At 67.1% G+C, this 23,424-nt stretch carries 24 protein-coding genes and 1 pseudogene; 13 read left to right on the forward strand and 12 right to left on the reverse strand.

What is annotated here, in order from left to right; all coding sequences use genetic code 11:
- The 4 genes from A5706_RS05655 to A5706_RS05670 form a co-directional block, all read right to left on the reverse strand.
- A partial coding sequence (locus A5706_RS05655; protein WP_197517753.1) for a class I SAM-dependent methyltransferase occupies positions 1 to 306 on the reverse strand: 306 nt, incomplete at its 3' end.
- An 83-nt stretch (positions 307 to 389) separates the two neighbouring features.
- The gene (locus A5706_RS05660; protein WP_068128004.1) at positions 390 to 1,247 is read right to left on the reverse strand and encodes a 3-hydroxybutyryl-CoA dehydrogenase; all 858 of its coding nucleotides are present in this window, start codon (positions 1,245 to 1,247) and stop codon (positions 390 to 392) included.
- Positions 1,248 to 1,334: 87 nt separating this feature from the next.
- Positions 1,335 to 2,621 (reverse strand): isocitrate lyase, encoded by a 1,287-nt coding sequence (aceA, locus tag A5706_RS05665; RefSeq protein ID WP_068128006.1) that lies wholly within the window; start codon positions 2,619 to 2,621, stop codon positions 1,335 to 1,337.
- Positions 2,622 to 2,907: 286 nt separating this feature from the next.
- Complete coding sequence (locus A5706_RS05670; protein WP_068128009.1) at positions 2,908 to 3,702, reverse strand: acyl-[acyl-carrier-protein] thioesterase; 795 nt, start codon at positions 3,700 to 3,702, stop codon at positions 2,908 to 2,910.
- Between the two features lie 163 nt (positions 3,703 to 3,865).
- Here A5706_RS05670 and ramB point away from each other — a divergent pair, with 163 nt between their 5' ends.
- Positions 3,866 to 5,290 (forward strand): acetate metabolism transcriptional regulator RamB, encoded by a 1,425-nt coding sequence (ramB, locus tag A5706_RS05675; RefSeq protein ID WP_068128011.1) that lies wholly within the window; start codon positions 3,866 to 3,868, stop codon positions 5,288 to 5,290.
- A 59-nt stretch (positions 5,291 to 5,349) separates the two neighbouring features.
- On the forward strand, positions 5,350 to 5,847 hold the full coding sequence (locus tag A5706_RS05680; protein ID WP_197517754.1) for a carboxymuconolactone decarboxylase family protein: 498 nt from the start codon (positions 5,350 to 5,352) through the stop codon (positions 5,845 to 5,847).
- On the opposite strand, the gene A5706_RS05685 is transcribed toward A5706_RS05680, so the two are convergent.
- The 6 genes from A5706_RS05685 to A5706_RS05710 all read right to left on the reverse strand — a co-directional run bounded on the left by A5706_RS05685 (position 5,838) and on the right by A5706_RS05710 (position 10,366).
- On the reverse strand, positions 5,838 to 6,122 hold the full coding sequence (locus A5706_RS05685) for a hypothetical protein (RefSeq protein ID WP_068128021.1): 285 nt from the start codon (positions 6,120 to 6,122) through the stop codon (positions 5,838 to 5,840). The genes A5706_RS05680 and A5706_RS05685 overlap by 10 nt on opposite strands.
- Before the next feature lie 7 nt (positions 6,123 to 6,129).
- Positions 6,130 to 7,536: a dihydrolipoyl dehydrogenase gene (gene lpdA, locus A5706_RS05690; protein ID WP_068128025.1), complete on the reverse strand. Its 1,407-nt coding sequence runs from the start codon at positions 7,534 to 7,536 to the stop codon at positions 6,130 to 6,132.
- A 69-nt stretch (positions 7,537 to 7,605) separates the two neighbouring features.
- A complete protein-coding gene (locus tag A5706_RS05695; RefSeq protein ID WP_068128028.1) occupies positions 7,606 to 8,112 on the reverse strand; it encodes a hypothetical protein in 507 nt (168 codons plus the stop codon).
- Complete coding sequence (locus tag A5706_RS05700; protein ID WP_068128031.1) at positions 8,105 to 8,383, reverse strand: putative holin; 279 nt, start codon at positions 8,381 to 8,383, stop codon at positions 8,105 to 8,107. The genes A5706_RS05695 and A5706_RS05700 overlap by 8 nt, the downstream gene beginning before the upstream one ends.
- A gap of 19 nt (positions 8,384 to 8,402) precedes the next feature.
- Positions 8,403 to 8,843 carry a DUF779 domain-containing protein gene (locus tag A5706_RS05705; RefSeq protein WP_068128033.1) on the reverse strand — a complete coding sequence of 147 codons (441 nt, stop codon included), beginning with the start codon at positions 8,841 to 8,843 and terminating at the stop codon, positions 8,403 to 8,405.
- A complete protein-coding gene (locus tag A5706_RS05710; RefSeq protein ID WP_068128036.1) occupies positions 8,843 to 10,366 on the reverse strand; it encodes an aldehyde dehydrogenase family protein in 1,524 nt (507 codons plus the stop codon). Before A5706_RS05710 ends, A5706_RS05705 begins: the two co-directional genes overlap by 1 nt.
- A 66-nt stretch (positions 10,367 to 10,432) precedes the next feature.
- Between A5706_RS05710 and A5706_RS05715 the strand changes: the two genes are divergently transcribed.
- Both A5706_RS05715 and A5706_RS05720 read left to right on the forward strand, forming a co-directional pair.
- Positions 10,433 to 12,481 carry a prolyl oligopeptidase family protein gene (locus tag A5706_RS05715; protein WP_068128040.1) on the forward strand — a complete coding sequence of 683 codons (2,049 nt, stop codon included), beginning with the start codon at positions 10,433 to 10,435 and terminating at the stop codon, positions 12,479 to 12,481.
- 44 nt (positions 12,482 to 12,525) lie between these two features.
- Positions 12,526 to 12,768, forward strand: coding sequence for a hypothetical protein (locus A5706_RS05720; RefSeq protein ID WP_068128067.1), 243 nt, complete (start codon positions 12,526 to 12,528; stop codon positions 12,766 to 12,768).
- 57 nt (positions 12,769 to 12,825) lie between these two features.
- Here the strand turns inward: A5706_RS05720 and A5706_RS05725 are convergent, their stop codons facing one another.
- The gene (locus A5706_RS05725; protein ID WP_068128043.1) at positions 12,826 to 14,070 is read right to left on the reverse strand and encodes a hypothetical protein; all 1,245 of its coding nucleotides are present in this window, start codon (positions 14,068 to 14,070) and stop codon (positions 12,826 to 12,828) included.
- A 79-nt stretch (positions 14,071 to 14,149) separates the two neighbouring features.
- Between A5706_RS05725 and A5706_RS05730 the strand changes: the two genes are divergently transcribed.
- The 9 genes from A5706_RS05730 to A5706_RS05770 all read left to right on the forward strand — a co-directional run bounded on the left by A5706_RS05730 (position 14,150) and on the right by A5706_RS05770 (position 23,175).
- Complete coding sequence (locus A5706_RS05730; RefSeq protein ID WP_068103140.1) at positions 14,150 to 14,461, forward strand: hypothetical protein; 312 nt, start codon at positions 14,150 to 14,152, stop codon at positions 14,459 to 14,461.
- Positions 14,462 to 14,468: 7 nt separating this feature from the next.
- Entirely contained in the window at positions 14,469 to 15,377 is a 909-nt protein-coding gene (locus A5706_RS05735) for a crotonase/enoyl-CoA hydratase family protein (protein WP_068128046.1), read from the forward strand.
- Between the two features lie 66 nt (positions 15,378 to 15,443).
- The gene (locus A5706_RS05740) at positions 15,444 to 15,902 is read left to right on the forward strand and encodes a DUF5078 domain-containing protein (protein ID WP_068128049.1); all 459 of its coding nucleotides are present in this window, start codon (positions 15,444 to 15,446) and stop codon (positions 15,900 to 15,902) included.
- A 196-nt stretch (positions 15,903 to 16,098) separates the two neighbouring features.
- Complete coding sequence (locus A5706_RS05745) at positions 16,099 to 16,428, forward strand: hypothetical protein (RefSeq protein ID WP_068103170.1); 330 nt, start codon at positions 16,099 to 16,101, stop codon at positions 16,426 to 16,428.
- A gap of 367 nt (positions 16,429 to 16,795) precedes the next feature.
- On the forward strand, positions 16,796 to 17,218 hold the full coding sequence (locus A5706_RS05750; protein ID WP_068128052.1) for an MmpS family protein: 423 nt from the start codon (positions 16,796 to 16,798) through the stop codon (positions 17,216 to 17,218).
- 59 nt (positions 17,219 to 17,277) lie between these two features.
- Positions 17,278 to 20,103, forward strand: coding sequence for an RND family transporter (locus A5706_RS05755; RefSeq protein ID WP_197517756.1), 2,826 nt, complete (start codon positions 17,278 to 17,280; stop codon positions 20,101 to 20,103).
- A gap of 31 nt (positions 20,104 to 20,134) precedes the next feature.
- On the forward strand, positions 20,135 to 21,817 hold the full coding sequence (locus A5706_RS05760; RefSeq protein WP_068128057.1) for a cytochrome c biogenesis protein DipZ: 1,683 nt from the start codon (positions 20,135 to 20,137) through the stop codon (positions 21,815 to 21,817).
- 99 nt (positions 21,818 to 21,916) lie between these two features.
- A complete protein-coding gene (locus tag A5706_RS05765) occupies positions 21,917 to 22,462 on the forward strand; it encodes a sigma-70 family RNA polymerase sigma factor (protein ID WP_068128061.1) in 546 nt (181 codons plus the stop codon).
- Positions 22,459 to 23,175 (forward strand): anti-sigma factor, encoded by a 717-nt coding sequence (locus A5706_RS05770; protein WP_068128063.1) that lies wholly within the window; start codon positions 22,459 to 22,461, stop codon positions 23,173 to 23,175. The genes A5706_RS05765 and A5706_RS05770 overlap by 4 nt, the downstream gene beginning before the upstream one ends.
- Here A5706_RS05770 and A5706_RS33440 read toward each other — a convergent pair.
- Positions 23,168 to 23,424 (reverse strand): annotated as a pseudogene (locus A5706_RS33440) (hypothetical protein); the annotation flags it as partial. The gene A5706_RS05770 and the pseudogene A5706_RS33440 sit on opposite strands and share 8 nt — an antisense overlap.

Below are 23,424 nucleotides of genomic sequence, written 5' to 3' on the forward strand. Positions count from 1 at the left end.
GACGTGCTCGGCCTGGTTCTCCGACAGCGTCAGGCCGACGACGTTGACGTCGTACTTCTCGATGGCGCGCCGCAGCGCCCCGCCCCAACCGCAGCCGATATCGAGCAGCGTCATCCCAGGCTCGAGGTTCAGTTTTCCCAGCGCCAGGTCGAACTTCGCATTCTGCGCTTGCTCGAGGGTCATATCGTCTCGCTCGAAGTAAGCGCAGGTGTAGCCCATTGTCGGGTCTAGGAATAGGGCAAAAAACTCGTCCGATAAATCGTAGATGGATTGCGACTCTTCGTAATACGGCTCCAACGAAGTCATGGTTGCCCGATACACCTCTCGTTTGTTGACCGGGAGGATGATATCGGATGCGCAGACCGGTTGCTACACCGACACCGGCCGCGTCAGTAGGTATAGAAACCCTGACCGGATTTTTTGCCCAGCCGGCCCGCCTCGACCATGCGCAGCAGCAGCGGCGGTGGGCCGTAATGCGGTTCTTTGAATTCCTCGAACATTTTATCCGCGATGAGTTTGAGGGTGTCGAGGCCGACGAGGTCGGACAGCCGCAGCGGCCCCATCGGGTGCGACAACCCGGCGACGACGGCCTTGTCGACGTCCTCGACGCTGGCAAAGCCGGCCTCCACCATCCGGATCGCCGACAGCAGGTAGGGCACCAGCAGCGCGTTGACCACGAAGCCGGACCGGTCCGAGCAGCGCACCACCTGCTTGCCCAGCACCGCGCCGGCGAACTGCTCGGTACGCGCGGCGGCGGCTTCGTCGGTGACCAGCGTGCTCACCAACTCGACCAGCGGCAGCACGGGGACCGGGTTGAAGAAGTGCAGGCCCAGCACGCGCTGAGGGTTCTTGGTGGCCGCCGCGACCTTCATGATCGGGATGCTGGAGGTGTTCGACGCCAGCACGGCGTCGGGATCGGTGACGACCCGGTCCAGTTCGGCGAACAACTCGGCCTTGACGGCCTCGTCCTCGACGATGGCCTCGATCACCAACTGGCGGTCGGCCAGGTCCTTCAGGTCGGTGGTGAAGGTCAGCTTGCTGAGCGCGCTGTCCCGCTCCCGCTCGGTCACCTTGCCGGCGCTGACGCCCCGCTCCAGAGATTTGACGATGCGGTTGCGTCCCGCCGCGATCAGCGCCTCGGTCGGCTCGTAGACCGTTACGTCGACTCCCGCGCGGACGGAGACCTCGGCGATGCCGGAACCCATCTGCCCGGCACCGACCACCCCGACCCGTTCGATCGCTGCCATTGCTTCCTCCTCAAATGCGCGAGCAGACGCAAAAGCCCCTAATTGTGCGGCAAAAAGGGTACTTTTGCGTCTGCTCGGCAGACTAACTCAGTGGAACTGACCCTCTTCGGTGGAACCGGTCAGCGCCGTGGTCGACGAGCTGGGGTCCACGGTGGTGGCGATCCGGTCGAAGTAACCGGCACCGACCTCGCGCTGGTGCTTGGTGGCGGTGTAGCCACGCTCCTCGGCGGCGAACTCGCGCTCCTGCAGCTCGACGTAGGCGCTCATCTGGTTGCGGGCGTAGCCGTAGGCCAGATCGAACATCGAGTAGTTCAGCGCGTGGAAGCCGGCCAGCGTGATGAACTGGAACTTGAATCCCATTGCGGCAAGCTCCTTTTGGAACTTCGCGATGGTGCCGTCATCCAGGTGCTTGCGCCAGTTGAAGGACGGCGAGCAGTTGTACGCCAGCATCTGGTCGGGGTACTCGGCCTTGACCGCCTCGGAGAACTTGCGCGCGACCTCCAGGTCCGGGGTGCCGGTCTCCATCCAGATCAGGTCGGCGAACGGGGCGTAGGCCTTCGCCCGCGCGATGCAGGGCTCGATGCCGTTCTTGGTCCTGTAGAAGCCTTCCTTGGTGCGCTCGCCGGTGATGAACGGCTGGTCACGCTCGTCGACGTCGGACGTGATCAGCGTCGCCGCCTCGGCGTCGGTGCGGGCGATCACGACGGTCGGCACACCGCACACGTCGGCGGCCAGCCGGGCCGAAGTCAGGGTGCGGATGTGCTGCTGGGTCGGGATCAGCACCTTGCCGCCGAGGTGGCCGCACTTCTTCTCCGAGGCCAGCTGGTCCTCCCAGTGCGAACCGGCGACGCCGGCGGCGATCAGGGCCTTCTGCAGCTCGTAGACGTTCAGCGCGCCGCCGAAGCCGGCCTCGCCGTCCGCGACGATCGGCGCCAGCCAGTTCTCCACCGACTTGTCGCCCTCGACCTTGGCGATCTGGTCGGCGCGCTGCAGCGCATTGTTGATCCGGCGGACCACCTGGGGCACCGAGTTGGCCGGGTACAGGCTCTGGTCGGGGTAGGTGTGGCCGGACAGGTTGGCGTCACCGGCGACCTGCCACCCCGACAGGTAGATGGCCTTGAGGCCGGCGCGAACCTGCTGCACGGCCTGGTTGCCGGTCAGCGCGCCCAGCGCGTTGACCCACTCCAGGTCGTGCAGCTCTTCCCACAACACCTCCGCGCCGCGGCGGGCCAGGGTGTGCTCCTCGACAACGGTGCCTTGCAGCGCGACGACGTCCTCGGCGGAGTAGGTGCGCGTGACACCCTTCCACCGCGGGTTGGTGTCCCAGTCGTGCTGGATCTGCTCGGCGCTCTTAGGCGTGCCAACGACAGACATTGGGCGTACTCCTTAAACGGTCTTCAATTGCTGAACTGACGCTGAACGGTCCACGCCACCCGCCTTGCGGCGGTAGCTAGGGCTCAACTTCACTGGCGTGCTAATTCGAAGATGGCACAGCTTGTTCCTGCAGGTCCACCCGTTTCATTTGCCAATTTCGGCAACACGATCGCCCGATTTTGCAAACTTTGCGAAGATGAACGCAAACTTAACCGTTTCAGAAGCTACCGGTCAGTAACCATATTTTCGCAGGTCAGAACGCAAATTGAGGGGACCGGCGGTACCGCTATAGAGCGAAGATCGCGGCGACGGCTTTTGTCTCATCGCCGACGGCGTATGTGAGCGTTGTAACAGCCCGATCGGCCAGGTTCGGCCCGAATTGTTCGGTCGAGCCGGCGGGGTGGACATGCGAGATGATCTCGAGTTTGTCGCCCAGCGCGACCGGTGCCTCGTGCTCGATCGTGGTGCGCAGCGGCCACCGCAGCAGCTCGGGATGCGAAGCCAGATAATCCTCGATCACGCTCCAATACACCGAGTTGTTCATGTGGTCGAACAGGTCGATGTCGGTCACCCGGACCGGGAACTCGTGGATCTCGGTCGCGTCGTCGCGGCTGCCCGGCTTGAGGTAGCCCTTCCACTTCAGGCGGGTCACCGAAGTGGTCTTGTGCAGGCCCGCCAGGAAGTCGTCGGCGATGCGCGACGGCATCTGCGTTTCCCGGTTGATGTTGATCCAAAAGGCCTCGGACTCGATCAGGCCGCCCTTCCGACCATCGATGCGGACCCGCATCTCGCACCACCGGTTCGAGGTGCCCGAACACCAGCGCCGGCACCGCAACATGTCCTGGAACTCGATCGGGCGGAGCAGGTCGACCATGGTGCGCCGGACGATCCACAGTGGGTGGGTCTCCTCGAAGCCCATCTCGCGCAGCTGGTCCTGGCCGATGTCCTGGATGTGCCGGGCGGCGGCGTCGAGCCGCAGCCGGCCGGTGCGGTCGATGTCGGCAACCCGGAGCGGCCACTCGCGACCGAATACATCGGGGTGCCCGTCCGGCACCGGCATCAGCATTTTGTCCAGGCTCACGGCTGTGCTCCCTGTTCCCTCCGCATCGGTATCCCAGGTTAACCCCGGCCCCTCGATGCGAATACTGCCAAAGCGCAACTTCAAAACACCAATCGCGACGCGGAAGCGACGCCGTGCCAACTCTGCTAACGGCACCTTCGCATCGGCCGGTATTGTTCGTTAAGTGGCAAAAACCTTCGTCGGTTCCCGCGTTCGGCAACTCCGCAACGAGCGCGGATTCTCCCAGGCCGCGCTGGCCCAGATGCTGGAGATCTCGCCGAGCTACCTCAACCAGATCGAACACGACGTTCGCCCGCTGACCGTCGCGGTGCTGCTCCGCATCACCGAGGTGTTCGGGGTCGACGCGACCTTCTTCGCCTCCCAGGACGACACAAGGCTGGTCGCTGAGCTGCGCGAGGTCACCATGGACCGCGACCTGGACATCGACGTCGAGCCGACCGAGGTCGCCGAGATGGTCAACGCCCATCCGGTCCTGGCCCGCGCGGTGGTCAACCTGCACCGGCGCTACCGGATCACTACCGCCCAGCTTGCCGCCGCCACCGAGGAGCGTTACACCGACGGCAGCGGCACCGGGTCGATCACCATGCCCCACGAAGAGGTGCGCGACTACTTCTACCAACGCCAGAACTATCTGCACGAGCTGGACACCGCGGCCGAGGACCTCACCGTCACGATGCGGTTGCATCACGGCGACCTGGCCCGCGAGCTGACCCGCCGGCTCACCGAGGTGCACGGGGTGCACATCACCCGGCGCATCGACCTGGGCGACACCGTGCTGCACCGCTTCGACCCCGGCACCAGGACGCTGGAGATCAGCAACCACCTGTCCTCGGGTCAGCAGGTGTTCAAGTTGGCCGCCGAATTGGCCTACCTCGAGTTCGGCGACCTGATCGACAGCCTGGTGGCCGAGGGCAAGTTCACCAGCGAGGAGTCGCACACGCTGGCGCGGCTGGGGCTGGCCAACTATTTCGCGGCGGCCGCGGTGCTGCCCTACCGCCAATTCCACGACGTCGCCGAGAACTTCCGCTACGACGTCGAGCGGTTGTCGTCGTTCTACTCGGTGAGTTACGAGACCATCGCACACCGGCTTTCGACGCTGCAACGGCCGACGATGCGCGGGGTGCCGTTCTCGTTCGTCCGGGTGGACCGCGCCGGCAACATGTCAAAGCGCCAGTCCGCCACGGGTTTTCACTTCTCGTCCAGCGGCGGGACCTGTCCGCTGTGGAACGTCTACGAGACGTTCGCCAACCCGGGCAAGATCCTGGTGCAGATCGCCCAGATGCCCGACGGCCGCAACTACATGTGGGTGGCCCGCACCGTGGAGCGTCGCGCCGCGCGGTATGGTCAGCCCGGTAAAACCTTCGCGATCGGGCTCGGCTGCGAGCTCCGCCACGCGCACCGGCTCGTCTACTCGGAAGGGCTCGACGTCTCGGGAGGACCAGGAACAGTGGCCACACCGATCGGCGCGGGCTGCCGCGTCTGTGAACGCGACAACTGCCCGCAGCGGGCGTTCCCGGCGCTGGGCCGCGCGCTGGACCTCGACGAGCACCGCAGCACCGTCTCCCCGTACCTGGTGAAGCAGCCGTGAGCACCGATGGCCGCATCCCGTCGGGCCGGTTCCGCGAGCTGGGGCCGATCAATTGGGTGATGGCGAAGGCGGCCGCGCGCCGGATGGGGGTGCCGGAGATGCACCTGTTCACCACCCTGGGGCAGCGCCGGGCGTTGTTCTGGACCTGGGCGATGTACGGCGGACGGCTGCTGCGGGGCCGGCTGCCGGCGATCGACACCGAGTTGGTGATCCTGCGGGTCGCGCACGTGCGCGGTTGCGAATACGAGCTGCAGCACCACCGCGGGATGGCCCGCCATCAGGGCCTCGACGACGACCTGCAGGCCGCCATCTTCGCGTGGCCCGAGACGCTGGACCGGGTCGAGGCGCGCCTGACCGTGCGCCAGCAGGCGCTGCTGGCGGCCACCGACGAGTTCGTCAAGGACCGCACGGTCAGCGACGCGACCTGGCGGGAGCTGGCCACTCACCTCGACCGGCGCCAGCTCATCGAATTCTGCTTGCTCGCAAGCCAATACGACGGCCTGGCCGCGACGATGTCGGCGCTGGCCATCCCGTTGGACAAGCCCGGTCAGAAGTAGACGTCGGCCAGCACGGCCAGCGTCAGCGCCAGGGGCGCGACGGGCAAGCCGACGCCGAACCCATACCACGCGTACTTGCCGCGCCGGCGTTGCACCAAAGCCCACAGCACGGCGCATACCGCAAGCACGGCGGAGCCGAGCAACACCGTCGGGGCCCATCGGCCCACCGCCGCGTTGTCGTCGGCGATCGAAAAGGCCACCAACCACAGGACGTAACCCGCGGCGACCCCGCCGATGGCGCCCACGGCCGTGGCGGTGGTGTCGCTGCCCGTCACGACGAGCTCAGAAGTTGATCATGTGGCCGGTCAAGCCGTGGAAGCATTCCTGCAGCGCCTCGGACATGGTCGGGTGGGTGTGCACGTTGCGGGCCAGCTCGGTGGCGGTCAGGTCCCACTTCTGGGCCAGCGTCAGCTCGGGCAGCAGCTCGGACACGTCGTGGCCGATCAGGTGTCCGCCCAGCAGCTCGCCGTACTTGCTGTCGGCGACCAGCTTGACGAAGCCGCTGGGGTCGCCTACCCCGTGTGCCTTGGCGTTGGCGGTGAACGGGAACTTGGCCACCACGACGTCGTAGCCCTCGTCGCGGGCCTGCTGTTCGGTGAGCCCGAAGCTGGCGACGTTCGGCTGGCAGAACGTCGCGCGCGGCAGCATGCGGTAGTCGCCGAGGGCCAAAGTCTCCGCGCCGGCGATGGTTTCGGCCGCCACCACACCCATGGCCTCGGCGACGTGGGCCAGCATCAGCTTCCCGGTGACGTCGCCGATGGCGTAGATGTGCTCGACGTTGGTGCGCATGTAGTCGGTGATGCCGATCGCCTTGCGGTCGGTGAGCGCGACGCCGGCCGCCTCCAGGCCGTAGCCCTCGACGTTGGGCGCGAAACCGATGGCCTGCAACACCTTTTGGGCCTTGAGGTCCTCGGACTTGCCGTCCTTGCTGACGGTGACGGTGACCCCGGAGCCTTGGGAGCCACTGTCGTCGATGGCCTCCACCTTGGTCCCGGTCAAGACCTTGACGCCCAGCTTCTTGAACTGCTTCTCGATCTCCTTGGACACCTCGGCGTCCTCGTTGGGCAGCGCGCGCGGCAGGAACTCGACGATGGTGACGTCGACCCCGTAGTTCTTCAGTACGTAGCCGAACTCCATGCCGATGGCCCCGGCCCCGGCGATGACGATCGACTCCGGCAGCTCCCGCGTCATGATCAGTTCCTCGTAGGTGACCACGTTTTCCGACAGCGAGGTGCCGGGCACCAGCCGGGTGCTGCTGCCGGTGGCGATGATGACGTTGTCGAACGTGACCGTCTCGGTCCCACCCTCGTTGAGGTCGACCGACAGCGTGTGGGGGTCGGTGAAGCGGCCGTACCCGTGGATCTCGGTGATCTTGTTCTTCTTCATCAAAAAGTGCACGCCGGCGACGCGGCCCTCGGCCACCTTGCGGCTGCGGTCGAAGGCGACGCCGTAGTCGAAGGTCGCGTCGCCGCTGATGCCGAAGGCCTGGGCCTCTTTGGTGAAGATGTGCGCCAGTTCGGCGTTGCGCAGCAGCGCCTTGGACGGGATGCAGCCGACGTTGAGGCAGACACCGCCCCAGTACTTCGGCTCGACGATGGCGGTGTTCAAGCCGAGCTGCGCGGCGCGGATGGCCGCGACATACCCGCCGGGACCGGCTCCGAGGACGACGACGTCATAGTGAGAAGTCACGAGCCCACATTAGTGGGCGGTGACTTCTCACTCGACAACGCAGTGGGTCACGAGCCCTACCCTAATGGCCTAGTACGGGATGACGCCGATCAGGCAGTGGCCCGTGTGGGCGCAGTAGTAGTAGCCGTACAGGGGCGCCGCGGCGGCTACGGACGCGAACGGCCCCGACATCACCGCTAGCGACAGCGCGGAGATCAACGCCCTGCCCTCGGCCATCGCCAGCAGCACGCCGCCCACCGCGCACGCCACGACGTACACCAGGACCGTGAAAACCGCGGGCGTCTTGTCGATCGAGTGATACCACCAGTAGAAGAGCCCGAGCCCGACCATGCCCGCCACGATCCACGCGCCGAGGAGCACCAGGACCAGGTGCCACCACCGCAGGTACTGGTAGCGGCCGGGCACGGCGACCGGTTGCACCGGCAGCCCGCCGGCTTCGGCCCCGTTCTCCTCCTCGGCAGGAAACTCTTCCCTTGCCTCCGGGGCTGACTCGGCCACCGGCTGCGGGCCGCTGTCGTCGTCGTCGGAAAAGTCCGGGACCCATGACTGGGTGCCCGTGTCCTCCTCGTCAGCCACCGCAGGCCACCCGCAGGGCGAGGAGCACGCCGAACCAACCAGGCCCGAGCGACAGGATGAACGCGCCGAGCGCGGTGACCCAGCGGCGCCCGGAGAACAGGACCGTCAGCAACCCGAACACGGCGGGGACCCCGACCACCAGCGCGACGACGACGTCGGGCCGGATCCTCGCATGCACCAGCACCGTGAGCGCGACCCCCGCCAAAAACCCGACGGCACAGCCGATCAGCATGGCGCCGGCCAGCTGCCACGGACGCGGGAGCGGGATCACGCTGACGAGGGTAGCGCCGTCATCCGGCGCGGGGCGTCACCACCGGGCCGCGCGCCGACGGGCGTTCGCCGCGCTCGTAGGCAGCGCCGGTGATGACGGGTTCGGCGGCCAGCTCGGCCTGCTCTTCGTCGGTGAAGACGCGCCCGCGCGACAGGAACCGCACGCCCTCGGGCGCCTCGAGGCTGAACCCGCCGCCGCGTCCCGGGACGACGTCGATGACCAGTTGGGTGTGCTTCCAGGTGTGGTACTGCGGACCCGAGATCCACACCGGCACCCCGTCCCCGACGTCGAGCACGCCGAGCAACACGTCGCGGTCGCCGACCAGGAAATCCCCGCGCGGGTAGCACATCGGCGACGACCCGTCGCAGCAGCCGCCGGACTGGTGAAACATCACCGGGCCGTGCCGCTCCTGCAGCCGGGCCAGCAGCTCCGCGGCCGCGGCGGTGATCACGGCGCGCATCAGAAGAATCCCTGCGCCTTTTCGGAGTAGGACACCAGCATGTTCTTGGTCTGCTGGTAGTGGTCGAGCATCATCTTGTGGTTCTCCCGGCCGATGCCGGACTGCTTGTAACCGCCGAACGCGGCGTGCGCCGGGTAGGCGTGGTAACAGTTCACCCATACCCGGCCCGCCTGGATGTCGCGTCCGGCCCGGTAGGCGGTGTTGCCGTCGCGGCTCCACACGCCGGCGCCCAGGCCGTAGAGGGTGTCGTTGGCGATCGAGATCGCGTCGTCGTAGTCGGTGAACGACGTCACCGCCACCACCGGCCCGAAGATCTCCTCCTGGAAGATCCGCATCTTGTTGTCGCCGGCGAAGATGGTCGGCTGCATGTAGTAGCCGCCGGCCAGGTCGCCGCCCAGCTCGGCGCGCTCACCGCCGCAAATGACCCGCGCGCCTTCGTTTTTGCCGATTTCGATGTAGGACAGGATCTTTTCCATCTGGTCGTTCGACGCCTGCGAACCCAGCATCGTCTCGCTGTCCAGCGGGTCGCCCTGCCGGACCGCCTTGGTGCGGATCGCGGCGAGCTCGAGGAACTCGTCGTAGATGTCGGCCTGGATCAAGCTGCGCGACGGGCACGTGCACACCTCGCCCTGGTTGAGGGCGAACATGGTGAAGCCCTCCAGCGCCTTGTCCTGGAAGTCGTCACCTCGGGCCATCACATCGTTGAAGAAGATGTTGGGGCTCTTGCCGCCGAGCTCCAGGGTGACCGGGATCAGATTCTGCGAGGCGTACTGCATGATCAGCCGCCCGGTGGTGGTTTCCCCGGTGAACGCGACCTTGGCGATCCGGTTGCTCGACGCCAGCGGCTTGCCGGCCTCGGCGCCGAACCCGTTGACCACGTTGAGCACTCCCGCCGGCAACAGGTCGCCGATGAGCGACATAAGGTAGAGCACCGAAACCGGTGTCTGCTCAGCCGGTTTGAGCACCACCGCGTTGCCGGCCGCCAGCGCCGGCGCCATCTTCCAGGCGGCCATCAGGATGGGGAAGTTCCACGGGATGATCTGTGCCACCACCCCGAGCGGCTCGTGGAAGTGGTAGGCGACGGTGTCTTCGTCGATCTGCGAGAGCGAACCCTCCTGGGCGCGCAGGGCCGCGGCGAAATACCGGAAATGGTCGGCGGCCAGCGGGATGTCGGCAGCCAGCGCCTCCCGGACCGGTTTGCCGTTGTCCCAGACCTCGGCGACCGCCAGCGCGGCGGTGTTCTCCTCGATGCGGTCGGCGATCTTGTTCAGGATCGCGGCCCGCTCGGCGGGCGCGGTCTTGCCCCACGCCGGGGCCGCGGCGTGCGCCGCGTCCAGCGCCTTGTCGATGTCGGTCTCGTCGGAGCGCGCGACCTCGCAGAAGGTCTGGCCGGTGACCGGCGTCGGGTTTTCGAAATAGCGGCCGCCCGCGGGGGGCACCCACTGGCCCCCAATGAAGTTCTCGTACCGCGATTCGTATGACATCAAAGCCCCGGCAGCGCCCGGACGTGCGAAAACAGTCATCTGCCCGCTCCTCGTTGGACCGTGTGTAACACACCTCACACTACCGCCGGGGTCAGAATGGCTGCCATGACCTCCGAAGGCGCCGCCGCCCCCGACCCGAGCGTGCAAGACCGCTACCTTTGGCTCGAGGACGTCACCGGCGACGACGCGCTGGCGTGGGTGCGCGCACGCAACGAGCCCACCCTCGCCGAGTTCTGTGACGAAGAGTTCGAGCGGATGCGCGCCGAGGCCCTCGAGGTGCTCGACACCGATGCCCGCATTCCGTACGTGGTCCGCCGCGGCGAATACCTCTACAACTTCTGGCGCGACGCCGCCAACCCGCGCGGGTTGTGGCGTCGCACCACGTTGGACAGCTACCGCACCTCCTCCCCTGAGTGGGACGTGCTCATCGATGTCGACGAGTTGGGCCGAACGGACGACACGAAGTGGGTGTGGGCGGGCGCCGGTGTCATCGAACCCGACCACAGCCGGGCGCTGGTGGCCCTGTCGCCCGGCGGCTCGGACGCGTCGATCGTGCGCGAATTCGACATGCTCACACGCGAATTCGTTCCCGGCGGTTTCGAACTACCGGAGGCCAAGTCGCAGATCGCCTGGGTCGACGCCGACACCGTGCTGGTGGGCACCGACTTCGGCGCCGATTCGCTCACCGAGTCCGGCTACCCGCGCGTGATCAAGCGATGGCGGCGCGGCACCCCGCTTGAAGACGCGGAGACCGTCTTCGAGGGAGCCCGCTCCGACGTCCGCGTCTCCGCCTCGGTGGATCGGACGCCGGGCTTCGAGCGCACCTTCCTGGCGCGGGCGCTCGACTTCTGGAACGAAGAGGTCTACGAGCTGCGCGGCACGGAGTTGATCCGCATCGACGCGCCCACCGACGCGGGCCTGTCCATGCACCGCGAGTGGATCCTGATCGAGCTGCGCACGGACTGGTACCTCGGCGACGCCACCTACGCCGCGGGTTCGCTGCTGGCCGCCGACTACGACGAATTCCTCGCGGGCACAGCGGAATTGCGCGTGGTGTTCGAGCCCGACGAGCACACCGCCCTGAACCACTACGCGTGGACGCGCGACCGCCTGCTAATGGTCACGCTGGCCGACGTGGCCAGCCGGGTGGAGATCCTCACGCCGCCCTCGTCACGGGGCGAGTGGCGCCGCGAGCCGGTCGCGGGCATCCCGCCCGCGACCAATACCGTCGTCGTCGCCGCAGACGACAAGGGCGACGAGTTCTTCCTCGATTCCAGCGGATTCGTCGCGCCCTCGCGGCTGATGCGGGGCACCGCCGGCTCGCCACTCGAGCCGATCAAATCGGCACCGGCGTTTTTCGACGCCGAAAACCTCTCGGTGTCACAGCATTTCGTGGCGTCCAAAGACGGCACGTCGATCCCGTACTTCGTCGTGCGGCGCGCGGACTCAGACGGCCCCGGGCCCACGCTGCTGAGCGGATACGGCGGATTCGAAACCGCCAACACGCCTGCATACAGCGGCGTGCTGGGCCGGCTGTGGCTGGCCCGCGGGGGCACTTACGCCTTGGCCAACATTCGCGGCGGCGGTGAGTACGGTCCCGGCTGGCACACCCAGGCGATGCGCGAGAACCGGCACAAGGTCGCCGAGGACTTCGCCGCGGTGGCAACCGATTTGGTTGACCGCGGCATCACCACGGTCGGGCAGCTGGGCGCGCGGGGCGGCAGCAACGGCGGGCTGCTGATGGGCATCATGCTGACCCAGTACCCGGAGAAATTCGGCGCGCTGGTGTGCGACGTGCCGCTGCTGGACATGAAGCGCTACCACCTGCTGCTCGCCGGGGCGTCGTGGATGGCCGAATACGGCGACCCGGACAATCCCGACGACTGGGAATTCATCTCCGAATACTCCCCCTACCAGAACATTTCGGGGACCCGCGACTACCCGCCGGTGTTGATGACCACGTCCACCCGCGACGACCGGGTGCATCCGGGCCACGCCCGCAAGATGACGGCCGCGCTCGAGGCCGCGGGCCACCAGGTCGCCTACTACGAGAACATCGAGGGCGGGCATGCCGGCGCGGCCGACAACGAGCAGGTCGCCTTCAAGTCCGCGCTCAGCTTCTCCTTTCTGTGGCGGATGCTGAGCAACGGCTAAGCTCGAAGGCGATCTAACTAATGTTGTCGAGGAAGGCGTGGATCATGGGAGCACTGAGGTTCATCGGCTTGGCGACAGTGACGGCGATCGCCCCGATCGCGGTCCTCCTCGGAGCCGGCCCGGCGCATGCCGATAGCGACCTCGGGAAGCCGTGCTCGCCGGCAGGAGCGAAGGTCTGGGGGGTCCCCGGCCCGATCTACTGCGAGCCACAGGCCGACGGGCAGGCGCACTGGGTGTCCATTCCCGTCGACGCCATGTGCGTCGCGTTCTGCGTCAATCACCCGTAAAGGCCTGATGGTGCCGACCCGCGGCGCCCGGCGCAAGCGCCGCGCTTGCGGTCGGCACTAGGCCTGATCCTCGCTCCGGTTGCGGCGCCCGATCAGCCAGGCGACCACGACCACGGCGATCGCGAGCCCCCCGTACCGCAGCGCCGAAGGCCACCAGGGTTCGGAGCGCGGGGCGGGCTGCTTGAGGGCGGCCAGCGCCGCGAGATAGCTGCCGTTGTCGGTCGGCCCCGCGGCCGGTAGCGACTGGGTCTTGGTGACCCTGATCTGGGCGGGGCTGCTGGGATCGTTCACCTGACCCCAGGCCAGGGTGGTGTCGTCGAGCAGGAAGGTGTCCCGGCTGCCCGCGGGTTGGCCGGCGTCGTGCCCCAGGACCACGACCTGGCCGACTTCGACCGTCTGGTTGTCCGCGGCGATGTTGGCGGCGACGTGTTCGTACACCTCGGGGGGCGCCGGTGGGTTGTAGGTCGGCGGCGGCGGGCCGCTCGAGTCCGGCGGCGGTATCCAGGCCCCGCCGTAGAAGCTGCCCGCCACGACATAGCTGTAACCGACCCCGGTGAACGGGAACACGCCGCCGGCGGCGGCGTCGAGCACGATGCGGCCGCCAGCCGGCACGAACACCTCCCGATAGGCGCCGTCGTAGAAGTAGCGGAACGTCATCGCCTCGCTGAGCGGGTTGAACAGGGCCGGGCGGTGGTTGTCGTCGTAGTCGACGTAGTCCCAATGCCGGGGGCGCACCAGTTCTTGGTTGTCGGCCTTCACCACGTCGACGTTGCCGTTATGGGCGTCAACGACGTTGCGCACCTGCTGATTGAAGTCGTACACCTGGCTCGGCGGCTCGAGTGGCCTGGCGGGGTTGATGCGCGTCGCCGAAGCGGCCTTGGCGTCCGCGACCTCGTTCGGCGGCACATCCAGTCCCTTCGGCGGTGCCACCACGGGAGCGCTTCCGCGCGTACTGGGCGGCAGTTTCGAGGTCTGCACCGGAATCGGGGTGGGGGACGTGGGACTCGGCGGAACGGCACGGGGCGGCTGCACCGGCGGCGCCGGCTCCAGCGGAACCGGCTCCGGCTCGGGCACCGGCACCCGGGTCGGGGGCGGCTGGGCGGGGCGCGGCGGCGCGGCGCTGTAGCAGACGTTCGCGGTGTGGTACATCTCCACGTAAGACAGGCAGTTCTGGCAGGAAACCGGGTTCGCCCCATCGCCGGCGCACGGGGCCGCCTGTGCCACACCGGTTGTGGTGGCCGGCACGCCGAACGGGGCCAGCGCTATCACGGCCGCGGCCACCGCCGGGATAACCTTGCCCATTGCGCACTGCCCGATCAGCCTCGGCAGACCTTCCCACACCCCCACCTGATGGACATGCTAGCGGCCATAGGATCGTCGCGTGGCAGCCACCGAACGCATCGAACTCACCCTGCTGGCCACCGGTTTGATCTTCGTCGTGGCCGGGGCGGCACAAGCGCGCTACCGCTTCATCAAAGAACGCCGCCCGGGCCGGCGGTTCTACTGGGCCACCTCGATCATCGGGATCGTCTCGTTCGCGGCCGGGGTGGGCAAGCTCTGGCCCAACGCCGTCGTCGTGGCGGCCATCTTCTCGGCGGTCGTCGCCTTCTCGGCCTACCTGACGACGCCCTATCTGAAGATCGGCGGCCGCATCTACGCGTCGTCGCCGGAAAACCGGCAGCCCGACCCCTAAGGAAGCCATGCCCGACTTCGAAACCCTGCTGTACACCACAGCAGGACCGGTCGCGACCATCACGCTGAACCGCCCCGAGCACCTCAACACCATCGTCCCGCCCATGCCCGACGAGATCGAGGCCGCCATCGGGCTGGCCGAGCGCGACCAGGACGCCAAGGTGGTCGTGTTGCGCGGCGCCGGTCGCGCCTTCTGCGCCGGCTACGACTTCGGCGGCGGCTTTGCGCACTGGGGCGAAGCGATGATGACCGACGGCAAGTGGGACCCCGGCAAGGACTTCGCGATGGTCACCGCGCGCGAGACCGGGCCGACGCAGAAGTTCATGGCCATCTGGCGCGCATCCAAGCCGGTGATCGCGCAGGTGCACGGCTGGTGCGTCGGCGGGGGCAGCGACTACGCGCTGTGCGCCGACATCGTGATCGCCAGCGAGGACGCCGTGATCGGCACCCCGTACAGCCGGATGTGGGGCGCATACCTGACCGGCATGTGGCTGTACCGGCTGAGCCTGGCCAAGGTCAAGTGGCACTCGCTGACCGGTAGACCGCTGACCGGCGTGCAAGCCGCCGAGGTCGAGTTGATCAACGAGGCGGTGCCGTTCGAGCGGCTCGAAGCGCGCGTCGCCGAGATCGCCGCCGAGCTGGCACGAATCCCGTTGTCGCAGTTGCGGGCTCAGAAGCTGATCGTCAACCAGGCCTACGAGAACATGGGCCTGGCCTCCACCCAGATGCTGGGCGGCATCCTCGACGGCCTGATGCGCAATACCCCCGAAGCGCTCGACTTCATCGAGACGGCCCAGACCCAGGGCGTGCGCGCGGCGGTCGAGCGCCGCGACGGCCCGTTCGGCGACTACAGCCAGGCCCCACCCGAGCTGCGGCCGGATCCCCGCCACGTCATCGTGCCTGATCGCGACGGATAGTGAGATGAACTACGAATTTTCCCCGGGCGCCCCATCGCGGCCGGAGAAAGTGCTACCGTAACGACTATGTCTCGGCTGAGTTCTCACCTGCGCGCAGGCGTCGTTTTTGTTGCATTCCTGGTAGCCCTGAGCATCGCGGCTGCGACCTTCCCGAAGACGGCCGCGGCCGATTCCACGGAAGACTTCCCGGTCCCCCGCAGGCAGATTCAGACCACCTGCGACGCCGAGCAGTACCTGGCGGCCGTCCGGGACACCAGCCCGGTGTACTACCAGCGATACATGATCGACTTCAACAACCACGCCAACCTCCAGCAAGCAGTGATTGACAAGGCGCACTGGTTTTACTCGCTGTCACCGGAGGACCGCAGGACTTATTCCGAAAACTTCTACAACGGCGATCCGCTGACCTTCGCCTGGGTCAATCACATGAAGATCTTCTTCAACAACAAGGGCGTCGTCGCCAAGGCCACCGACGTGTGCAACCAATACCCACCCGGCGACATGTCGGTTTGGAACTGGTCCTAGATCCGCTCTGGTCTTTATTCACGAGCCGGTTTAAGATCGGCGACTGTCGGGAATCGTTTATTTCCCCGCTTTAGGGGACAAATCAATAGTTCTTGACTGGCATTCCGTGCAATTGGGGATACCGGTCCGCTCGACCACCTTCTTACAGGACTGACATGATGCTCATGCCGGGATGCCGCGGCCCCGTGGGGACGCGATGAGCGCGGTAGATCCCCAGTCGGACGCGCTGGCGACCCTCGACTGGCAGGACATCACGTGCCAATCCGAGGGCGGCTGCACCAACCGCGCGACACACATCGTCTACCGGCACGCCGTGGACCAATGCAACCGGCCGAACCTCGACCCGTCCGGCAACATCGTCGAGATCCTGTGCATCGGGTGTCTGCGCCGGCTCAAGACCCAGGTCTTGGCGCAGGTCGACCGGATCAACCGCTGCCCGGGCGGCTACTGCCTGACGTGCGGCGCGCCGGTGCACAAGCTGAGCGACGTCATGCGCAAGATGGTGCAGCTGCGCACTTACGCCTGAGTTCGGCGCCATCGGCACGAACGGCCCGAATGAGGCGCCCAGCGAAATCAGCAGCGTGCCAACGATTGTGACCGCGGCGGTGCCGGCCGGCTAAGTCCTGGCTCCCTCCAGCTGTCCCAGGTCACAGCTCGCAGACGATTTCCGGTTACGCACGTGATATGCGTTACACTCCAGGGCGCGAGGGGAAGGAGTCAACGGTCCCAGGGCGGGCGACACACCTGGCCGTGATTTACTTAGGTAAGCCTTGGCTGTTTTCCTACCGGGATCGGCGGACGGGCGCAGCGCGGCGATCCGTAGTTGGCCACGTTCGGCGGCGACGGACCGCACGCAGAACCATCGACCGCTGAAAGGGATTCCAATTTTCAAGGTGCTGTCCCGAACGTGGATTCCACTGATCATCCTGGCGGTCGTCATGGTCGGTGGCTTCATCGTGTATCGGGTCCACGGCTACTTCGGCTCGGAAAAGCGCGAATCGTATGCGGACAGCAACCTGCAGAATCCCAAGCCGTTCAACCCGAAACGAATTGTCTACGAGGTCTTCGGGCCGCCCGGAACCCTCGCCGACATCAGCTATTTCGACGTGAACGCCGACCCGCAACGCATCGACGGCGCGCCGTTGCCGTGGACGCTGCGCGTCACCACCGACAAGGCGGCCATGATGGGAAACCTCACGGCGCGGGGCGATAGCGACAGCATCGGCTGCCGCATCACGGTGGACGACGTGGTCAAGGCCGAGCGCATTTCCAACGGGGTCCACGCCTTCACCTTCTGCGTGGTGAAGTCCGCGTGACCAGTCGATTCGCCGAATTCGCGCGCGACGCCCACCCCGAGCGGCCGTTCATCGCGCGGATGATTCACACCCTCGCGGTGCCGATCATCCTGTTCTGGGTGGGTGTGGCCATCGTCTTCAGCCTGTTCGTCCCGTCGCTGGAAGTGGTCGGGCAGGAGCGGTCGGTGTCGTTGAGCCCAAAGGACGCACCGTCATTCGTGGCGATGAAGCAGATCGGCCACGCGTTCAACGAGGGCGAGACCGACAGCTCGGCGATGATCGTGCTGGAGGGCAACCAGCCCCTCGGCGACGACGCCCACCGGTACTACGACACCGTGATCCGCAAGTTGCGCGAGGACAAGGCGCACGTGCTGAGCATCCAGGACTTCTGGGGCGATCCGCTCACCGCGGCGGGCGCGCAGAGCAACGACGGCAAGGCGGTGACCGTGCAGGTCAACCTCGCCGGTAATCAGGGCGAGCCGCTGGCCAACGAATCCGTCGAGTCCGTCCGCAACATCGTGAACAGTGTGCCCGCGCCGCCCGGGGTCAAGGCGTACGTCACCGGGGTCTCGGCGATGGCCGCGGACCTGCACCACAGCGGCGACAAGTCCATGGTCAGGATCACGCTGACGACGGTCGCGGTGATCCTCATCGTGTTGCTGTTCGTCTACCGGTCGATCCTCACCGTGATCCTGTTGCTGATCACGGTGGGCTTCGAATTGACCGCCGCGCGCGGAGCCGTCGCCGTGATAGGGCACTTCGGGCTGGTCGGGCTTTCCACCTTCGCGGTCAGCCTGCTCACCTCGCTGGCGATCGCGGCGGGGACGGACTACGGCATCTTCATCGTCGGCCGCTATCAGGAGGCCCGCCACGCCGGCGAAGACAAGGAATCCGCCTTCTACACCATGTACCGCGGGACGGCCCACGTCATCCTGGGCTCCGGCCTGACGATCGCCGGCGCGATGTTCTGCCTCAGCTTCGCGCGGATGCCGTACTTTCAGACCCTCGGTATTCCGTGCGCGGTGGGAATGCTGCTCGCGGTGCTGGTCGCGCTCACGCTGGGCCCCGCGATCCTCACCGTCGGCAGCCGGTTCGGCGTCTTCGACCCCAAGCGCAAGCTCGGGGTCCGTGGCTGGCGCCGGGTCGGCACCGCGGTGGTCCGCTGGCCGCTTCCGATCCTCGCCGTCACCTGTGCGGTCGCCCTGGTCGGCCTGCTGACGCTGCCCGGCTACCGGGCCAACTACAACGACCGCGAGTACCTGCCCAGCACCATCCCCGCCAACGCGGGGCTGACGGCGGCGGACCGCCACTTCTCCCAGGCGCGGATGAAGCCGGAGATCTTGATGATCCAGGCGGACCACGACATGCGGAACCCGGCCGACTTCCTGGTCCTGGACAGGTTGGCAAAGGGCATCTTTCGGGTCCCGGGAATCTCCCGCGTCCAGGCGATCACCCGGCCGGACGGGACGACGATGGACCACACGTCGATCCCGTTCCAGATGAGCATGCAGAACGCCGCTCAGACGCAGACCATGAAATACCAGCGCGATCAGATGGACAACATGGTCAAGCAGGCCGACGAGATGACCAAGACGATCGCCAACATGCAGCGGATGTACGACTTGATGACGCAGCTCGTCGGCACCACACACCGCATGGTCGGCGACACCGAACAGATGCAGCAGATCACCAACGAGCTCCGGGACCGCATCTCGGACTTCGACGACTTCTGGCGGCCGATCCGCAGCTACTTCTATTGGGAGAGGCACTGTTTCGACATCCCGATCTGCTGGTCGATTCGCTCGATATTCGACGCGCTGGACGGCCTGGACCAGATCGACGAGAAACTCAACACGCTGGTCGGTGACATCAAGGATCTGGATCGGCTGATGCCGCAGATGGTCGCCCAGTTCCCGCCGATGATCCAGACCATGGTGAACATGCGGACCATGATGCTGGACATGCACAGCACCATGTCCGGGATCTTCGACCAGATGAACGAGATGAGCGACAACGCGACGGCGATGGGCCACGCCTTCGACGCCTCCAAGAACGACGACTCGTTCTATCTGCCGCCGGAAGTGTTCAAGAACAAAGACTTTCAGCGTGCCATGAAAAACTTCCTGTCCCCCGACGGGCGCGCGGCGCGCATGATCATCCTGCATCGCGGCGATCCCGCGTCGGCCGAGGGCATCGCCAGCATTGACAAGATCCGCACCGCGGCCGAGGAGTCGCTCAAGGGCACCCCGCTGGAGGACGCGAAGATCTACGTGGCCGGTACGGGGGCCGTCTTCAAGGACATCGCCGAGGGCGCCAAGTGGGACCTGGTGATCGCCGGGGTCTCCTCGCTGTGCCTGATTTTCATCATCATGTTGATCCTGACCCGCGCGCTCGTCGCCGCCGCGGTCATCGTTGGCACGGTGGCGGTTTCGCTGGGCGCTTCGTTTGGGCTCTCGGTGCTCGTCTGGCAACACATCCTCGGCATCGATTTGCACTGGATGGTGCTGGCCATGTCGGTGATCGTCTTGCTGGCCGTGGGTTCCGACTACAACCTGTTGCTGGTTTCCCGGTTCAAGCAGGAAATTCATGCCGGCCTGAACACCGGCATCATCCGGTCGATGGGCGGCACCGGCAAGGTGGTGACCAACGCGGGCCTGGTGTTCGCGTTCACGATGGCGTCCATGGTCGTCAGCGACGTGCGGATCGTCGGGCAGGTCGGCACCACGATCGGGCTGGGCCTGATGTTCGACACGCTGATCATCCGCGCGTTCATGACCCCGTCCATCGCCGCGCTGCTGGGCCGCTGGTTCTGGTGGCCGATGCGGGTGCGCTCGCGGCCCCTGCGGGTTCCGTCCCAGCCGGTGCAGCCCCGCCCGCCGGACCGCTCCCTGGCCTACAGCGACTAATCCGTAGCTGCCGCGGCTCCGAATAACAACCATGCCCACAGTCGCGTTGATCGGATTCCTCGGCGGCCTGATCACCGGCGTCTCGCCGTGCATCCTGCCGGTGCTTCCGGTGGTGTTCTTCTCCGGGGCCGGCAGCTCGCGTGACGCCGCCCCGGCCGCCCGGCCGTACCTGGTGATCGCCGGGCTGGTCTGCAGCTTCAGCGCGGTCACCCTGGCCGGCTCGGCCCTGCTGTCGGCTCTGCACCTGCCGCAGGACGCGATCCGCTGGGCCGCGCTGGTGACGCTGACGATCATCGGCCTCGGCCTGATCTTCCCACCGCTGGCGCACCTGATCGAGCGTCCGTTCGCCCGCATCCCGCTGCCCCAACTCGGCCCGAAGCGCTTGAGCGGCAACGGTTTCGGGCTGGGGCTGACGTTGGGCGCGTTGTATGTGCCGTGCGCGGGACCGGTGCTGGCCGCGATCGTCGTCGCGGGCGGCACCGCCTCCATCGGCCCTCCGGTGCTGGTGCTGACGGCGGCGTTCGCGATCGGCACCGCGCTGCCACTGCTGGTTTTCGCGCTGGCCGGGCGGCGCCTCGCCGAGCGCGTCTCGGCGTTCCGCCGCCGGCAACACGTGATCCGGGTCGCCGGCGGAATCACGATGATCGTGCTGGCCGCGGCGCTGGTCTTCAACCTGCCCGCCACGCTGCAGCGCGCCGTCCCCGACTACACCGCGGCGATGCAAAAAGGCATCGGGGCCAACCAGATTCGCCACCAGCTCGGCGGCGCGGTGTCGGGCCAGCTGGCCGACTGCGTTGATGGTTCCAACCAGCTGCAGCAGTGCGGCCCGGCCCCCGCCCTTACCGGGATCACCGGCTGGCTCAACACCCCGGGCGGCGCGCCGATCGACCTGGCCTCGCTGCGCGGCAAGGTCGTGCTGATCGACTTCTGGGCCTACTCCTGCATCAACTGCCAGCGCGCCATCCCGCACGCGGTGGGTTGGTACAACCGCTACCGCGACGACGGTTTGGTCGTCATCGGCGTGCACACCCCCGAGTACGCGTTCGAACGGGTTCCCGCCAACGTGGCCAGCGGCGCCGCCGCGTTGCACATCACCTATCCCGTTGCGCTGGACAACGACTACGCGACCTGGAACGGCTACCAGAACCTGTATTGGCCGGCCGAGTACCTCATCGACGCCAACGGCGCGATCCGCCACACCAAGTTCGGCGAGGGCGACTACGACACGACCGAACAGCTGATCCGCGACTTGCTGGTCGCCGCCAACCCGGACGTCAGGTTGCCCGCCGCGACGAACGCGGTGGACGACACCCCGCACGGCAGGCTCACGCCGGAGACCTACCTGGGCGCCGGCAAGGCCGTCAACTACGGCGGCGCCGGCGAATACAAGCCGGGCACCGCAACGTTCGCGTACCCGGCGGCCTTGCCCGACGACCGGTTCGCGCTGCGCGGGCGCTGGACACTGGACGACCAGGGCGCCACCGCGGACAGCGACGGCGCCACCATCCGGCTGAACTACACGGGCAAGAGCGTTTACGCCGTCGTCGGCGGCACCGGCACGATCACGGTGACCAGGGGCGGCAGGACCACCGCGACGACGATCGCCGGGCCGCCCACCCTGCACCAGATCGCCTCCGATGACACCGCGCACCGCGACCAGCTCGACATGCAGGTCGGCAAAGGCCTGCAAGTGTTTTCGTTCACATTCGGTTGAGCCCGTCCATTTCGGCGGCGGCTCCGAATCACCGGTGTGGATCAGCCTGGTGCACATGCGGGATAGGCGCACCGATGTCGGGCGCTAGGCTACCGATCGATGAGCAACGAGCTCGACGCCCTGCTGCGCCAGGTCGCGCGCGGGGACAGCGCCGCCTTCGCCACGATCTACGACCTCACCAAGGCTCGGGTATATGGACTGGTGACGCGGGTGGTGCGTGATCCCGGCTACAGCGAAGAAACCACCCAGGAGGTCTATCTCGAGGTGTGGCGCTCGGCGTCGCAGTACGACCCGGCCAAAGGTTCGGCCCTGGCGTGGCTGCTGACCATGGCGCACCGGCGGGCCGTGGACCGGGTGCGTGCCGAACAGGCCGGCAGCAGGCGCGAATCCCGCTACGGCGCGGCCAATGTCGAGAGCGCGGGTGACGTGGTCGCCGACTCGGCGATTTCCGGTGACGAGCGCCGCCGGGTGGCCCAATGCCTCGACGGGTTGAGCGACGCGCAGCGACAGTGCATCGAGCTGGCCTACTACCAGGGAATGACGTACAGCGAGGTGTCGCAGCGGCTGGCCGCCAACTTGTCGACGATCAAATCGCGCATCCGCGACGCGCTGCGCGGCCTGCGCAACTGCCTGGACGTGCCATGACCGAACCGACCGAACCGACCGAACCGACCGAATTCGAACTGCTCGAGCTGGCCACGCCGTATGCCCTGCACGCGGTGTCGGACGCGGAACGCGCCGAGATCGAGCGCCTGCGCGCCGCGGCGCCGTCGTCGGTGGCGGCGGCCTTCGATGACGAGGTCCGTGCCGTCCGCGAGACGATGGCGGTCGTGTCGGCGGCCACCGCGAGCGAACCGCCGGCGCAGCTGCGGGACGCCACGCTGTCGGCCGTAAAGCCGAACAATGTCCGCCAAATACCTTGGCGCAGAGCCGCATTGGCTTCCGCCGCGGCGGTGGTCGTGGTGGGCGCCGCGGCGTTCGGCGCCGGCGTGCTGATGCGCCCCCCGGCGAAGCCCACGGTCGCCGAACAGATCATGTCAGCCCCGGACGTCCAGACGGTCTCGCGTCCCCTGGCCAACGGGACCGCGACGGTGATGTTCTCCCGTGACCGCAACGCGGCGCTGCTGGTGATGAACAACGTGCCGCCCCCGTCCCCCGGCACCGTCTATCAGATGTGGCTGATCGGGGCCAACGGCCCGACCTCGGCCGGAACGATGGACGCGGCGGCGGTGTCGCCGTCGACCAAAGACACGCTCACCAACATCGGCGCCTCCACCGAGCTCGCGTTCACCGTCGAGCCCGGCAAGGGATCGCCGCAGCCGACCACCCCGATCCTGGCCGAGCTGCCGCTCAGCTAGGGCTTTTCCTCAGCCCGCCCAGGACCGCCGCGAGCACCCCAGCGGCGACCAGCGCTACCCCGGCGACCAGCGTCAGGTCGAGCCAGCCGCGCAGGCCTGCCTCGGCATGGGCGACCATCACCTCGGCGATCTGGCGGACGTTACCGGTGGTGCGGTTGAGCGCGTCGTTGACGTAGCGGCCGCCGGCCTCGATGCCCGCCCATCCCGCACCGCCGACGGGCAGCGCCGAGACGCGCAGGCTGGTCAGCG

The organism is Mycobacterium sp. E796 (assembly GCF_001672815.1).
Classification (GTDB): domain Bacteria; phylum Actinomycetota; class Actinomycetes; order Mycobacteriales; family Mycobacteriaceae; genus Mycobacterium.